The sequence below is a fragment of the Streptococcus parasanguinis CC87K genome, from assembly GCF_000507765.1.
In the GTDB taxonomy this organism is placed as follows: domain Bacteria; phylum Bacillota; class Bacilli; order Lactobacillales; family Streptococcaceae; genus Streptococcus; species Streptococcus parasanguinis_J.
The window spans coordinates 858,067-871,854 of the sequence record NZ_KI669401.1 but is presented as its reverse complement, the minus strand read 5'-3'; the positions used below and the strand labels follow the sequence as shown (position 1 = coordinate 871,854).

The following is a 13,788-nucleotide window of genomic DNA, read 5'->3' as shown; positions in this document are numbered from 1 at the left end:
TATTATATCAAAGGTCCTATTGGAAGGCAATTGCTAGTTGAAAAGGGGAGAGCCTTTCTTTCTTATTTTGCTAGTTTTTTCGTAACTTCAAGCTCAAAAAATGCTAAAATAGAAACAGATTGAAATGAAAAGGAGTTCTCTGTGGATAATAAAGAAAAACAGTTTAGTTTGTCCTGGTTTTTTAGATGGTTTTTAGACAACAAGGCCATTACCGTATTTTTAGTTACCTTGCTGTTGGGCTTGAACCTTTTGGTTTTGAGTAAAATCACCTTTATTTTTATTCCTATTTTTGAGTTTGCAGGAGCCGTCATGCTGCCTGTTATTATCTCTGGTTTGCTCTATTACCTGCTCAACCCTATTGTTGACTTTCTTGAAAGAAAAGGACTCAAGCGGATTTTTGCGATTTCCTTCGTCTTTTTCTTGATTGCAGTGCTTTTAATTTGGGGTCTAGCTGTAGTGATTCCATCCGTCCAACGACAAGTGGTGAGTTTCTTTCATAACTTGCCAACTTATTTGGAAAAGGCCAATGCAACCATCGATGATTTTCTAGATAATCGCGTCTCCTCTGATATCAAACCCCAGTTAGATGAGATCACCAAGGAATTGTCTGCAAACATTACTTCTTGGGCCAGTTCGATCTCTGGGCGGGCTGTCAATTGGGTCAGCAACTTGATTGGAGTGGCTTCGCAAGTTATTGTTGCCTTGATCATCATGCCTTTTATTGTCTTTTATCTTCTACGAGATGGAAAAAATTTAAAGGGCCACATTGTTCGCTTCTTACCGACTAAGATTCGTAAATCAGCTGAACAAGTTCTCTCAGACGTCAATACCCAACTCTCCAACTACGTTCGAGGGCAAATTACGGTAGCCATTGTCGTCGCTATTATGTTCATCATCTTCTTTAAGATCATTGGTTTGCGCTATGCGGTGACACTGGGGATCTCTGCGGGGATCTTGAATTTGATCCCATACTTGGGTAGTTTCTTAGCCATGTTACCTGCCTTAGTATTGGGCTTGGTAGCAGGACCAGAGATGTTTATCAAGGTCTTGATTGTATTTGCAGTGGAGCAAACCATTGAAGGACGTTTTGTATCACCGTTGGTTTTGGGAAGCCAGTTAAATATCCATCCGATTACCATTTTGTTTGTGCTCTTGACGTCAGGATCTATGTTTGGAATTTGGGGAGTTTTCCTTGGAATTCCAGTCTATGCATCTGCTAAGGTGGTGATTGGAGCTATCTTTGAATGGTATAAGGTCGTCAGTGGTTTGTATGAAGAACATAATGAAGTAGAAGAGGAAACACACAGTGAGTCATAGTCAACAAATGGTAGAGGCTCTCGATCGGCAGGAGCTAGAAGAAGCAGAAGTTCAATTTCAACAGGCTTTGTTAGAAGATAGTGAAGCACAATTATTGGATTTAGGTCAATATCTTGAAAGTATCGGTTTTTACCCTCAGGCAAAGGAGATCTATGAACAGATTGCAGAAACCTATCCAGAAGTGTATCTAAGTTTGGCAACTATCCTTGCAGAGGAAGGACAAATGGAAGAGGCCTTTGCTTATTTAGAAGAAATTGAGCCAGACTCTAACTGGTATGTGGCCAGTCTCTTGGTTAAGGCGGATCTCTATCAGATGGAAGGCCTAGCAGATGTGGCGCGTGAAAAATTAGTTGAAGCTGCTCATTTGTCTGATGATCCGATCATTCAATTAGGGCTAGCTGAAATTGATCTGGAATTGGAACGCTACCAAGAGGCTATCCAAGAGTATGCTCAATTGGACAATCGGGAGATTTTGGAAGCGACAGGTATTTCCACCTATCAACGGATTGGTTTTGCCTATGCCAATCTTGGTAAGTTTGAAGCAGCTGTTCCTTTCTTAGAGAAGGCTCTGGAGATTGAGTTTGATGACCAGATTGCTTACGAATTAGCGACCTTATTGTCTGACCAAGAAGAATTCCAAAAAGCCCTGATCTACTACAAACAAATTGATACCTTGTCGCCTGATTTTGAGGGCTATGAGTACGGTTATGCCTTGGCTTTACAGGCTGAAAATGACCGTGAAAAAGCGCTTGGGATTGCTAAACAAGGGATCCAGAAGAATCCCTTTGATGCCCAATTGAAGCTTCTTGCTTCTCAGCTTTCTTATGAACTTCACCAGCCTGAACAGGCAGAAGCTTATCTATTAGAGGCTAAAGAAGTGGCAGATGATCTCGAAGAGATTGCTCTTCGCCTGACCACCCTTTATTTGGAACAGGAACGCTTTGACCAAGTCTTGGCTTGGCAAAATGAAGAAGTCGAAACAGTTGTCACCCGTTGGAACATTGCCCGTGCCTTGGCTGCCTTGGAGAAAACAGAAGAGGCCGTCTCAGCCTACCAAGAGCTCTATGAGGATTTAAAGGACAACCCAGAGTTCCTCGAAGCCTATGTTTATTTGTTGCGTGAGGCTGGAGATGTGACGAAGGCGCGTGAAGTGGCTAATCAGTATTTGGCGATCGTACCAGACGATGTGCAGATGCAAACCCTCTATGATAGCCTCTAATCAAAACCATATCGTGAAGATTCGGAATAGTTTGTGGTATACTGGTAGAAGATAGAATGAGGAGAGAAAAACATGGAACCAGTGAAACTTTTTCAATACAATACCTTAGGTGCCCTAATGGCGGGTCTGTACGGGGGTTCATTTACGATTGGAGAACTCTTGGAATACGGAGATCTAGGAGTTGGGACGCTTGATTCTATTGATGGAGAGTTGATCGTATTAGATGGTAAGGCATATCAGGCCAAGGGATCAGGGGACCATCCTGAAATAGTCGAAGTTTCTCCGGATGCCAAGGTTCCCTATGCAGCAGTCGTCCCTCACCAAGCAGAAGTCATTTTCCGCCAACGCTTTGAAATGACGGACGAGGAATTGGAAGCCCGTATTGAATCTTATTACGATGGGGAAAATCTTTTCCGCTCCATTAAGATTCGTGGTGACTTTGCCAAGATGCATGTCCGTATGATTCCAAAATCAACACCAGAGATGAAGTTTGCAGAGGTTGCAACCCATCAGCCAGAGTATACACGGGAAAATGTCACTGGAACCATCGTCGGTTTTTGGACACCAGAAATTTTCCATGGCGTGAGCGTGGCTGGTTATCATTTGCACTTTATTTCAGATGACCACACCTTTGGTGGCCATGTCATGGATTTTGTCATCACAGAAGGGATTGTAGAGGTGGGAGCCATCGATCAGCTGGATCAACGTTTCCCAGTTCAAGACCGTCAGTACCTCTTTGCCAAATTCAATGTTGATGAGGTCAAAGAAGACATCAATAAAGCAGAATAAAAAGAGGCTGGGACAAAAGTCCTAGCCTCTCAATTATTTTTGGATTGTCGAGCAAGACGCAGTGGTTGAGTGGGCTCTACTACGCTGATTTCATCAGCTTTTACAGCCCTACTCAACTGTGCGGAGGTGGGACGACGAAATCGAATTCTAACGAATTACCGATTTCTGTCCCACTCTCTTTTATTTTTGAAATCAGTCCGTTAGTTTCATGGCTTTGATTTTTTCTTCTTCTGGGGTGACCCGCAGAGTCTTCTGGCCTGTGTAGGTGACAAAGCCGGGCTTTCCACCAGTTGGTTTATTGAGTTTCTTAGCTTCGATCATATCTACTTGGACCAGGTTTGAGAGACGGGCCTTGGAATAGTAGGCGGCCAATTCTGCAGCGTCGGTTTTCACTTCATCTGTTGGATCGAGATTTCCGGTAATGACGACGTGGCTGCCTGGGATATCTTTGGCATGGAACCAGAGCTCGTCTTTTTTAGCGATTTTAAAGGTCAGTTCATCGTTTTGCAGATTATTGCGACCCACTAAAATGATAGTCTTTCCATCACTCGCCAGGTATTTCTCAGGTTTTTTCCGTTTATGAATTTTTTCACGGTTGCGCCGTTTGATAAAGCCGGTCTGGATTAGCTCTTCTCGAATCTCTGCCACCTCAGCCAGGCTCGCTTGAGAAAGGGCTGTTTCAACCGTTTCAAGATAAGAAATGGTTTCCTTGGTTTCTTGAATGAGGATGGTCAAATGTTTTACGGCTTCTTTTAACTTCTGGTAGCGTTTGAAGTAGCGTTGGGCATTTTGATTGGGAGTCAGGGCCTTGTTGAGTTGGATGGTGATCGGTTCATTGGTATAGTAATTATCTAAAACAACCTGGTCTTGGTCGTTTGGTACCTGATGGAGGAAGGTTGTCAGCAATTCTCCTTTTTGGCGGAATTCTTCCGCATTGTCGGTCGCCGCTAACTCAGCTTCTTGTTTGGCTAATTTTTTTCGGTTCTTTTCAAGATCGTTTTCGACCTTGCGGATCAATTCACTGGCCTGTTGTTGCACCCGATCGCGCTCAGCCTTGTCTCGGTAATAGTCATCCAGCAGATCGGAAAGTGTTTCAAAGGTTTGATTGGTCGCATCTGCAAAGGGGATAGCCGAGAAGGATTTGGTCGTTAGGCGAGGCTCAGTTGGAGCTTGGAAAAAGGCACGGAAGGTTTTTAATTTTTCATCCGTCTCAAGTCGCTTGGCCAATTCTTGAGACGTATCTCGCCCCAAACCTTGGAAACATTTTTGAAGGTTCTTTGGGCTTAACTCTTCCTTGTGAAGAAGGGCAAAAAGGGCTTCATCTCCAATTGTAAAAGGATTAACCGCGTCTGTTTTCGGAGGCGCTACATAGGTCGATCCAGGGAGAATGGTCCGGTAGCTATTTTGTGAGAAGCCGACATGTTTAATGGCTTCGATGATTTTATTGCTGGTGCGGTCCAGGAGAATAATATTACTGTGCTTGCCCATGATTTCGATCATGAGGCTGACAGAAATGGCATCTCCAATTTCGTTTTTATTGGAGACACGGATTTCAAGAATCCGGTCGTTTTCCATTTGCTCAATCCCTTCAATGACAGCGCCTTGAAGATATTTGCGCATGACCATAATAAAGGTATTGGGAAAGGCAGGATTTTCAAAGTTGGTCTGGGTCCGTTGGATCCGTCCGAAGACAGAATGGGCAGAGAGCAAGAGTTTTTGGTTTTTTCGATTGCCTCGGATTTGGAGCACCAATTCTTGCTCGAAGGGTTGGTTAATTTTTTGAATGCGGCCACTCAAGAGTTCGGCCTTCAATTCTTGCACCATATGGTGTAAAAAAAATCCATCAAAAGACATGGGATTCCTCATCATTCTAGCGTTTATTCTAGTAAATTATATCAAAATTAGAGCGGAAATCCCAGAGAGAAGCTAGAAGCTGTTCAATAGAAAATGAAGAGAAAATGCGAACGTTTTCAAAAAAATGCAGAAAAAGTATTGACATTTTTGAAAGAAAATTTTAAAATGTAAGAAATTAGAAAAGTAGTAAATGAAAGTTTCAAGAGAGCCCACGGTTGCTGAGAGTGGGTAGCGGCAGTTTATGAAATTGGACTAATGATGAGATGAATTTGAAACAATAAAAATTCGGTTGGCACACCTTATCGTGCAACTTGTTGCTAGACAAGACAGAGATATGGGGGAGACTATCCTTTTCCCATAAGTGAGGTGGCACCGCGATGACACGTCCTCACATAGCTTTTGCTATGTGTGGGCGTGTTTTTTGTTTTAGATGAGAAGGGAGAAAAGATATGAAGAAACGATGGCGTCGCAGTCTTTAGATGATGGAAAAAAAGAAGAAAATGAAAAATAGAAGAGGTATTAAAAATGAAAAATAAACGTTTAATGGGAATTATTGGTTTGATTGCAGCAGCAGTCATTGGGACAGCGATCTATTCAGCTACAGCAGGCAAAGACAACAAGGCAGCAAGCAGCAATGAAAAGGCTAAAGTTGGGGTCTTACAGCTGGTCAGCCACCCTTCGCTTGACTTGATCTACAAGGGAATTCAAGATGGTTTGGCTGAAGAAGGTTATGATAAGGATAAAGTGGACATTGATTTCCTTAATGCTGAAGGCGACCAAAACAAAGTTGCAACCATGAGTAAACAATTGGTAGACAAGGATAACCAAGTCTTGATTGGAATTGCAACTCCATCTGCTCAAGGATTGGCTAGTGCAACAAAAGACAAACCCATCGTTATGGGAGCTGTCACTGATCCGGTCGGCGCAAACTTGGTCAAAGATTTGAAAAAACCAGGTGGCAATATCACTGGGGTATCTGACCACAATCCAACTGAGCAACAGTTGAAATTAATCAAAGAATTGACTCCGAACGTGAAAACAATTGGGATCCTGTACTCAACCAGTGAAGATAACTCAAAATCTCAAGTAGAAGAATTTACAAAATTGGCTGAAAAATCAGGCTACAAGGTCGTTCCTTATTCTGTTCCTTCTACAAACGAAATTGCTTCCACTGTGTCTGTAATGTCAGGCAAAGTCGATGCCATCTGGGTTCCAATCGACAATACCATCGCTTCAGCCTTCTCAACTGTTGTCGAAGCTAACAAAACAGCTAAAAAACCAATCTTCCCAAGTGCGACAGCTATGGTAGAAGCTGGTGGTCTTGGTTCAGTCGTTGTCGACCAACATGATCTTGGAGTAGCAACTGGTAAAATGGCTGCGAAGATCTTGAAAGGTCAAAAACCTGCGGATACACCTGTTGAAATCTTTAGCCAAGGAAAATCTGTCATCAATAAAAAAGTCGCAGATGAATTGGGCATTACTATTCCAGAATCTGTCTTGAAAGATGCTGGACAAGTCATTAAATAAAAAGGAAACGAATCACAAGAATGGCAGGGGAATTTGGCTTTGGCAGGTCTTTAAATCGTGACCTTTAAAAATGTCTACCAGTGCTCATGACCAACTATGTTACTCATGGTAGAGGAGAAAGATATGGAAGTTAAGATAACAGATCTTCATCCGACCCAACTATATTTATCAGAAAAGAAGTTACAAGCTATCCAGATGCTGGATCAGTCGGTAGACATCATCAATGTGGATCCAATTAGTGTTCTTGCATTTGGAAATCGCTTCTTGATTACAGACGGGCATCACAGGGCTTATCAGGCTTTATTGGCAGGTCGGGATACGATTTCTGTTGAGTTTGATAGAGACGGTGGTGATGAACTCTATCATCTCTATGCGCAAGCTTGCGAGGAAAGAAAGATATCCTCTGTTTTGGATTTAAAACATCGTATCTTACCTCAAGATGAGTATGAAGCAAAATGGTATAACTGGTGTGATGGTTTTAACCAAGCAACCACTCTTCTATTGAAAAGGCAAGCAGATGAAACAGACAAGGCAAATAGATAATGTACTGCCTCTTGTTCCTTTGTCTATTGAAATTAGTCTCATCTAACTTGTTTTTTAACAAAAAATCTGCTAAACTAGATAGTAATCGAATAGAAATCTGCAAGACTAGTATCTCAAGGGAAGTGCGACAGGGAGAAGGGCCGTGACTGAAAGCTCTTTGCATGAAAGCTGAGTGAATTCACTTGCGTAAAGGATTTAGAAATTAAGGTCTGGTTTACAGATAAAAACGGATGGTACCGCGTGTCAACGCTCCGAATGAGGGTGTTGGCGCGTGGTTTTTTCTATGTCTGTAGAGGGACCATGATGGAGGAAATATGTCAACGATTGAAGAACAATTAAAAGCGCTTCGTGAAGAAACGCTGGCAGCTTTGAAGCAGATTTCTGCTGAAAATGAAAAAGAATTGCAAGAACTACGGGTCTCTGTCCTTGGGAAAAAAGGATCTCTGACTGAGATTCTCAAAGGGATGAAAGATGTCTCTGCTGAAATGCGTCCGGTTATCGGGAAACACGTTAATGAAGCTCGCGATGTCTTGACGGCTGCTTTTGAAGAAACAACCAAACTCTTGGAAGAAAAGAAAGTCCAAGCGAAACTAGCTAGCGAAAGCATCGATGTGACCCTTCCCGGTCGTCCGGTTGCTAGTGGTTACCGTCATATCTTGACCCAAACTAGTGAAGAAATCGAAGATATCTTTATCGGGATGGGCTACCAAGTCGTGGACGGCTTCGAAGTGGAGCAAGACTACTACAACTTTGAACGCATGAATCTGCCTAAAGATCACCCTGCGCGGGATATGCAGGATACCTTCTATATCACAGAAGAAATCTTACTTCGGACCCATACCTCACCTGTACAGGCGCGGGCGATGGATGCTCATGACTTTAGCAAGGGACCATTGAAGATGATCTCTCCAGGGCGTGTTTTCCGTCGGGATACAGATGATGCGACCCACAGCCACCAGTTCCATCAGATCGAAGGTTTGGTTGTTGGGAAGAACATTTCTATGGCAGACCTTCAAGGAACGCTACAATTGATCGTGCAAAAGATGTTTGGTGCAGAACGTCAAATCCGTCTTCGTCCTTCTTACTTCCCATTTACCGAGCCATCGGTAGAGGTGGACGTTTCTTGCTTCAAATGTGGTGGAGCTGGATGTAACGTATGTAAGAAAACTGGTTGGATTGAAATCATGGGAGCCGGTATGGTTCACCCACGCGTCCTTGAGATGAGTGGTATTGACCCAACAGTTTATTCAGGATTTGCCTTTGGACTTGGTCAAGAGCGTGTGGCTATGCTTCGTTACGGAATCAATGATATCCGTGGCTTCTATCAAGGAGATGTTCGCTTCTCAGAACAGTTTAAATAATCATGTTAGTTAGAGTAAAAATCGACCAGGCACAGACCTTACGTGACCTAGAGGTGGAAACTTATCGGGATACCTTTGGTCCCTACATTGTTGAGAAAGATTTGGAAGATTACTTCTCTACAGTGCTCTCTTTGGAGCAAATTGAGAAAGATCTGCTAGATCCAGAATCCGAAACCTATTTTGTCCTCAATGAAGAACAAGAAATCTGTGGTTTTCTCAAGATCAACTGGGACCAAGCACAGACCGAGCCAGTAGAGATGGACAAGTCCTTTGAGATCCAACGGATCTATGTCAAAAAGGAATTTCATGGGGCTGGTTTTGGCAAGGAAATGTTTACCTTTGCGCTGGATCAAGCCAAGAGCCGTGGCTTTGAGTGGGCTTGGCTAGGCGTCTGGGAACGCAACTTTAAGGCGCAAGATTTTTACTATCGCTTTGGATTTGAACGATTTAGTGAACACCAGTATATCACAGGAGATACCGTGGATACAGACTGGTTGTTGAGAAAGAAATTGATCTAGAAGGAACGAGAAACTTCTATTCTAGAGAAGGGGAGGTTATGGGACCTACCTAAGCTAGCCTCGAGCTGGAAAACACAAAATGAAAGGATCAAAACGAGGGTGGATGGAGATCTAGGAAAACTATCTAGATTTCAGCTTAGCCCTTGGTATCTTACATATGTTAGTTAGTTATAAATGGTTAAAAGAATTGGTGGACGTGAATGTGCCATCAGAAGAGTTGGCTGAAAAAATGTCAACCACAGGGATCGAGGTAGAAGGTGTGGAATCGCCTGCTGCTGGTCTCTCAAAAATTGTTGTCGGAGAAATTTTGTCTTGTGAAGATGTGCCAGAAACACACTTGCATGTCTGCCAAGTCAATGTGGGTGAAGAAGAAGCCCGTCAAATCGTCTGTGGAGCACCAAATGTGCGAGCAGGCATCAAGGTTATGGTGGCTCTTCCAGGTGCTCGCATTGCGGACAACTACAAGATCAAAAAAGGGAAAATCCGTGGTTTGGAATCTCTCGGAATGATCTGTTCTCTTGGTGAATTGGGAATTTCTGACTCAGTTGTACCGAAAGAATTTGCAGATGGGATTCAAATCTTGCCTCAAGATGCTGTTCCTGGGGATGAAGTCTTCTCTTACCTCGACTTGGATGATGAAATTATTGAACTTTCCATCACTCCAAACCGTGCAGACGCTCTTTCTATGCGTGGGGTAGCGCACGAAGTGGCAGCCATCTATGACAAGGCAGTCAACTTTAAAGAATTCAGTTTAACAGAAACAGACCAAGTAGCAACGGACGCTCTTTCTGTCAGCATTGACACAGATAAGGCCCCTTACTATGCTGCTCGTATCTTGGACAATGTAACCATCGCACCAAGTCCACAATGGCTGCAAAACCTCCTCATGAACGAAGGCATTCGTCCGATCAACAATGTGGTCGACGTGACCAACTATATCTTGCTTTACTTTGGTCAGCCGATGCATGCCTTTGACTTGGATACCTTTGAAGGAAGCGTGATTCGTGTGCGTGAAGCGCGTGCTGGTGAAAAATTGGTAACCTTGGATGGGGAAGAACGTGAGTTGGAAACAACTGACCTCGTGGTTACAGTAGCTGACAAACCAGTAGCTCTTGCAGGTGTTATGGGTGGAGAAGCTACAGAAATCTCTGAAAAATCTACTCGTGTTGTCCTAGAAGCAGCTGTCTTCAATGGCAAATCGATCCGTAAGACCAGCGGTCGCCTTAACCTTCGTTCTGAATCATCTTCACGTTTTGAAAAAGGGATCAATGTGGCAACCGTCAATGAAGCCCTTGATGCGGCAGCAAGCATGATTGCAGAGCTTGCAGGTGCAACTGTTCGTAAGGGAATCGTTTCAGCGGGTGAGCTCGATACTTCTGATGTGGAAGTTTCTTCTACCCTTGCAGACGTTAACCGTGTTCTTGGGACAGAGCTTTCCTACGCGGATGTCGAAGATGTCTTCCGTCGCCTTGGATTTGGTCTTTCTGGAAACGCTGAAGCATTTACTGTCAGCGTTCCACGTCGCCGTTGGGATATCACCATTGAAGCGGACCTCTTTGAAGAAATCGCTCGGATTTACGGTTATGACAAATTACCAGCAACCCTTCCAAAAGATGACGGGACAGCAGGTGAATTGACAGCAACTCAAAAATTGCGTCGCCAAGTTCGAACCATTGCTGAAGGAGCAGGCTTGACTGAAATCATTACTTACGCCTTGACAACTCCTGAAAAAGCCGTGGAATTCACAACTGCGCCAAGTAACTTAACAGAGCTCATGTGGCCAATGACTGTGGATCGTTCAGTCCTCCGTCAAAATATGATCTCAGGGATCTTAGATACCGTAGCTTACAACGTCGCTCGTAAAAACAAAGATTTGGCCCTCTACGAGATCGGGAAAGTCTTTGAACAGACAGGTAATCCAAAAGAAGAATTGCCAAACGAAATCAACAGCTTTGCCTTTGCTTTAACTGGCCTTGTCGCTGAAAAAGACTTCCAAACTGTAGCTGTTCCAGTTGACTTCTTCTATGCAAAAGGAATCCTTGAAGCCCTCTTTGCTCGCTTGGGTCTTGATGTGACTTATACAGCAACACAAGAAATCAAGAGTCTCCACCCAGGTCGGACAGCCTTGATCTCACTGGGTGACCAAGTGATTGGGGTCTTGGGACAAGTCCATCCTGTAACAGCTAAGGCTTATGATATCCCAGAAACCTATGTGGCAGAATTGAACTTATCTGCTATTGAAGCAGCTCTTCAACCAGCCGCAGCCTTTGTGGAAATCACTAAATTCCCAGCTGTGAGCCGTGATATCGCCCTTCTCCTCAAAGCAGAAGTGACTCACCAAGAGGTAGTCGATGCCATTCAAGCTGCAGGTGTGAAACGTTTGACAGCTATCAAACTCTTTGACGTCTTCTCAGGTGAAAAACTGGGACTTGGCATGAAGTCTATGGCCTACAGCCTGACCTTCCAAAATCCAGAAGATAGCTTGACAGACGAAGAAGTCGCACGCTACATGGAAAAAATCCAAGCTTCACTAGAAGAAAAAGTAAACGCAGAAGTGCGGTAACAAATGTGTATAGGAAAAACCGTTGATGAGATTCATCAACGGTTTTTTAATCAGTTTTATAAGATGGTTTCCATGACAGTTTCTTGAGGCTTCATTCCCTGTCTTTGATAGAAGCGAAGGGCTCTTTCATTGTCATTCCAGACATTAAGTGTCATGTTGTAGCATCCGATTTCCTTGGCATAACGAAGGGCAAACTGATAAAGTTGATCGCCGATTTTTTGTCCACGCGTTGCTTGATCGACACACAAGTCCTCGATGAAGAGGGTTTTTATCGGATGAAGTACAGGATTGTCAGAGACTTCTTTAATAGTGACGAAGAGATGTCCTAGGATCTGGCCATCCGCATTTTCATAGACGAAAATTGGTGTCTGATCTTGTGCCATTAACTGTTCTAACTCTTCTTCACTATATTTTCCGCCACTTTCCTTGAAAATATCTGGACGGGCTTGGTGGTGAACGGAAAGAATCTGTTCCAAGAGGTCAAGCAAGTGGGGAATATCATTTGGTTGAGCTATACGAATCGTCATGTAGATTCTCCTTAGTAGTATTTTCTTCATTATAAAAATTTTTTCTAAATCTTGTCAATGGAAAAAGGATCGTTAAAAGGTGCGCAAATGCGGGCCTTTTATTTCTTACCTCAAAATATCCATGTCAACCATCCTGTTATTTTTGACAAATATTTTTATTTTTTTGACAAATATACTTGTCAAAAAGAAAAAGAAGTGTTACAATAATTTTAGTTGAAAGAAGGGGAGGGTTTCTTATGGGAGCCATATGGATTCTATTTATCCCTTTTCTGCTTATCATTTATGCAAGCTCAGAAAAGAAGATAAAAAGGTTGAGCAAACGCATTAGACGATTAGAAAAACAAGTGAAAGGAAATCAAGACATGTCTAGACTTTTAGAAGAATTGAAAGGCCAAACGGTCACTGTCACAGTAAATGGTTTTGGAACCAAATATGAAATTATGGATATCGATGAAGATTGGGTCAAACTGACTCGTGTGAATAATAAACAACAAAGCGAGACAAAATTAGTTCGCATCGAAGATATTCAAGATGTTCAGCTATAGGAGGCGAAAGCCATGATCTTAAAAAATCGATTGAAAGAGCTGAGGGCGCGTGATGGGCTCAACCAATCCGAGCTAGCCAAGCTAGCTGGAGTCTCGCGCCAGTCTATCAGTCTCTTGGAGCGGGGTGAATACACCCCTTCGGTTATCATTGCCATCACCATCGCCCAGATATTCAAGGAACCGGTGGAAAATGTTTTTAGTCTAGTAGAGGAAGAGGAATAACAATGAAAAAGAAGTATAAAGAAAGGTCAGCCCGTTTTCGTTTTTGGAGAAATGTAGGGATCATTACAGTTTCCGGCTTGATAGGAGGAGTTATCAGTTTTTTGACAGGAATGTTTGGATCCGAAAAGCCCCTAGAAATCCAATCCTTCTTTAGTAAAGAAGTACTTCTTTTGGGCTCAGCAGTTTTATTCTTAGTCGCATTTATACTCACGATAACCTTACTGATGTGCGCGAGAAAAGTCCATCAAAAAATGCTCCAAATAGAAGACGATGATGAAGCCTATCACTATGACATCCAGAAGAAAAAACTATATGGCTTAGCGACCATTTTTAAAGGCATCATGATCTTGCCCTACTTTTTATTCGTCATTTTTTATAGTCAATTGGTTTACTTAGATAGACCTGGCGCTGGGGACATGGCTTTTATCTTTGGAGACTTTACCATGCTCTATCTCTTTCTTGTCTTGATTGCCCTATTTTTCCTATCGGATATCTTCTTTCGCAAGACCTTCCATCTGATTTATGGAAAACCGATTCCCCGCAATGCCAATGCCAAGGAAGTGCGTGAATTTATGATGAGTATGATGGATGAAGCAGAAAAGCAGATTAGCTACGAGGAAAACTATGAAATTATCATTAAGTTAAGCAATTATATCTTACCGATTTCCTTAATTGCGATATTCTTAGTTGGCATTGCTTTCCATACAGATATCTTGTTAGCATTAGTAGTGGTATCACTGATTTATGTCTATATCTTGGTCTCACAATACAAGATTACCAAACGTTATTATAAAGAGTAGAGG

General features: G+C 42.8%; 13 protein-coding genes and 1 other annotated feature. Of the genes, 11 read left to right on the top strand and 2 right to left on the bottom strand.

Annotation, left to right across the window (positions count from 1 at the left end; all coding sequences use genetic code 11):
- Positions 1 to 141: 141 nt before the first annotated feature.
- From HMPREF1195_RS04265 to budA, 3 genes are all read left to right on the top strand, one after another.
- Complete coding sequence (locus tag HMPREF1195_RS04265; RefSeq protein ID WP_021153552.1) at positions 142 to 1,317, top strand: AI-2E family transporter; 1,176 nt, start codon at positions 142 to 144, stop codon at positions 1,315 to 1,317.
- On the top strand, positions 1,307 to 2,536 hold the full coding sequence (locus HMPREF1195_RS04260; RefSeq protein WP_023918624.1) for a tetratricopeptide repeat protein: 1,230 nt from the start codon (positions 1,307 to 1,309) through the stop codon (positions 2,534 to 2,536). The genes HMPREF1195_RS04265 and HMPREF1195_RS04260 overlap by 11 nt, the downstream gene beginning before the upstream one ends.
- 72 nt (positions 2,537 to 2,608) lie before the next feature.
- On the top strand, positions 2,609 to 3,325 hold the full coding sequence (gene budA / locus HMPREF1195_RS04255) for an acetolactate decarboxylase (RefSeq protein ID WP_023918623.1): 717 nt from the start codon (positions 2,609 to 2,611) through the stop codon (positions 3,323 to 3,325).
- Positions 3,326 to 3,517: 192 nt separating this feature from the next.
- On the opposite strand, the gene HMPREF1195_RS04250 is transcribed toward budA, so the two are convergent.
- On the bottom strand, positions 3,518 to 5,179 hold the full coding sequence (locus HMPREF1195_RS04250; protein ID WP_023918622.1) for an Rqc2 family fibronectin-binding protein: 1,662 nt from the start codon (positions 5,177 to 5,179) through the stop codon (positions 3,518 to 3,520).
- A 161-nt stretch (positions 5,180 to 5,340) separates the two neighbouring features.
- Positions 5,341 to 5,572, top strand: a binding site (T-box leader).
- 132 nt (positions 5,573 to 5,704) lie between these two features.
- On the opposite strand from HMPREF1195_RS04250, the gene trpX reads away from it, so the two are divergent.
- The 5 genes from trpX (at position 5,705) to pheT (ending at position 11,691) form a co-directional block, all read left to right on the top strand.
- Positions 5,705 to 6,706 carry a tryptophan ABC transporter substrate-binding protein gene (gene trpX / locus HMPREF1195_RS04245; protein ID WP_023918621.1) on the top strand — a complete coding sequence of 334 codons (1,002 nt, stop codon included), beginning with the start codon at positions 5,705 to 5,707 and terminating at the stop codon, positions 6,704 to 6,706.
- A 123-nt stretch (positions 6,707 to 6,829) separates the two neighbouring features.
- The gene (locus tag HMPREF1195_RS04240) at positions 6,830 to 7,249 is read left to right on the top strand and encodes a ParB-like protein (protein ID WP_023918620.1); all 420 of its coding nucleotides are present in this window, start codon (positions 6,830 to 6,832) and stop codon (positions 7,247 to 7,249) included.
- Positions 7,250 to 7,563: 314 nt separating this feature from the next.
- A complete protein-coding gene (gene pheS / locus HMPREF1195_RS04235) occupies positions 7,564 to 8,610 on the top strand; it encodes a phenylalanine--tRNA ligase subunit alpha (RefSeq protein ID WP_023918619.1) in 1,047 nt (348 codons plus the stop codon).
- 2 nt (positions 8,611 to 8,612) lie between these two features.
- Positions 8,613 to 9,128: a GNAT family N-acetyltransferase gene (locus HMPREF1195_RS04230; RefSeq protein ID WP_023918617.1), complete on the top strand. Its 516-nt coding sequence runs from the start codon at positions 8,613 to 8,615 to the stop codon at positions 9,126 to 9,128.
- 157 nt (positions 9,129 to 9,285) lie between these two features.
- Positions 9,286 to 11,691: a phenylalanine--tRNA ligase subunit beta gene (gene pheT / locus HMPREF1195_RS04225; protein ID WP_023918616.1), complete on the top strand. Its 2,406-nt coding sequence runs from the start codon at positions 9,286 to 9,288 to the stop codon at positions 11,689 to 11,691.
- A 56-nt stretch (positions 11,692 to 11,747) separates the two neighbouring features.
- Here the strand turns inward: pheT and HMPREF1195_RS04220 are convergent, their stop codons facing one another.
- On the bottom strand, positions 11,748 to 12,218 hold the full coding sequence (locus HMPREF1195_RS04220; RefSeq protein ID WP_023918614.1) for a GNAT family N-acetyltransferase: 471 nt from the start codon (positions 12,216 to 12,218) through the stop codon (positions 11,748 to 11,750).
- A 236-nt stretch (positions 12,219 to 12,454) separates the two neighbouring features.
- On the opposite strand from HMPREF1195_RS04220, the gene HMPREF1195_RS04215 reads away from it, so the two are divergent.
- The 3 genes from HMPREF1195_RS04215 to HMPREF1195_RS04205 are packed head-to-tail and all read left to right on the top strand — an operon-like array spanning position 12,455 to position 13,785.
- On the top strand, positions 12,455 to 12,763 hold the full coding sequence (locus HMPREF1195_RS04215; RefSeq protein WP_023918612.1) for a hypothetical protein: 309 nt from the start codon (positions 12,455 to 12,457) through the stop codon (positions 12,761 to 12,763).
- A 12-nt stretch (positions 12,764 to 12,775) separates the two neighbouring features.
- Positions 12,776 to 12,985: a helix-turn-helix transcriptional regulator gene (locus HMPREF1195_RS04210; protein ID WP_023918610.1), complete on the top strand. Its 210-nt coding sequence runs from the start codon at positions 12,776 to 12,778 to the stop codon at positions 12,983 to 12,985.
- Positions 12,986 to 12,987: 2 nt separating this feature from the next.
- Positions 12,988 to 13,785: a DUF3169 family protein gene (locus tag HMPREF1195_RS04205; protein WP_023918608.1), complete on the top strand. Its 798-nt coding sequence runs from the start codon at positions 12,988 to 12,990 to the stop codon at positions 13,783 to 13,785.
- The last annotated feature ends 3 nt before the right edge of the window (positions 13,786 to 13,788 follow it).

Bases quoted from the DNA above. Each gene is read 5' to 3' on its own strand.
- budA (WP_023918623.1), top strand. From the start codon at position 2,609: ATGGAACCAGTGAAACTTTTTCAATACAATACCTTAGGTGCCCTAATG.
- HMPREF1195_RS04250 (WP_023918622.1), bottom strand. From the start codon at position 5,179: ATGTCTTTTGATGGATTTTTTTTACACCATATGGTGCAAGAATTGAAG.
- trpX (WP_023918621.1), top strand. From the start codon at position 5,705: ATGAAAAATAAACGTTTAATGGGAATTATTGGTTTGATTGCAGCAGCA.
- HMPREF1195_RS04240 (WP_023918620.1), top strand. From the start codon at position 6,830: ATGGAAGTTAAGATAACAGATCTTCATCCGACCCAACTATATTTATCA.
- pheS (WP_023918619.1), top strand. From the start codon at position 7,564: ATGTCAACGATTGAAGAACAATTAAAAGCGCTTCGTGAAGAAACGCTG.
- HMPREF1195_RS04230 (WP_023918617.1), top strand. From the start codon at position 8,613: ATGTTAGTTAGAGTAAAAATCGACCAGGCACAGACCTTACGTGACCTA.
- pheT (WP_023918616.1), top strand. From the start codon at position 9,286: ATGTTAGTTAGTTATAAATGGTTAAAAGAATTGGTGGACGTGAATGTG.
- HMPREF1195_RS04220 (WP_023918614.1), bottom strand. From the start codon at position 12,218: ATGACGATTCGTATAGCTCAACCAAATGATATTCCCCACTTGCTTGAC.
- HMPREF1195_RS04215 (WP_023918612.1), top strand. From the start codon at position 12,455: ATGGGAGCCATATGGATTCTATTTATCCCTTTTCTGCTTATCATTTAT.
- HMPREF1195_RS04210 (WP_023918610.1), top strand. From the start codon at position 12,776: ATGATCTTAAAAAATCGATTGAAAGAGCTGAGGGCGCGTGATGGGCTC.
- HMPREF1195_RS04205 (WP_023918608.1), top strand. From the start codon at position 12,988: ATGAAAAAGAAGTATAAAGAAAGGTCAGCCCGTTTTCGTTTTTGGAGA.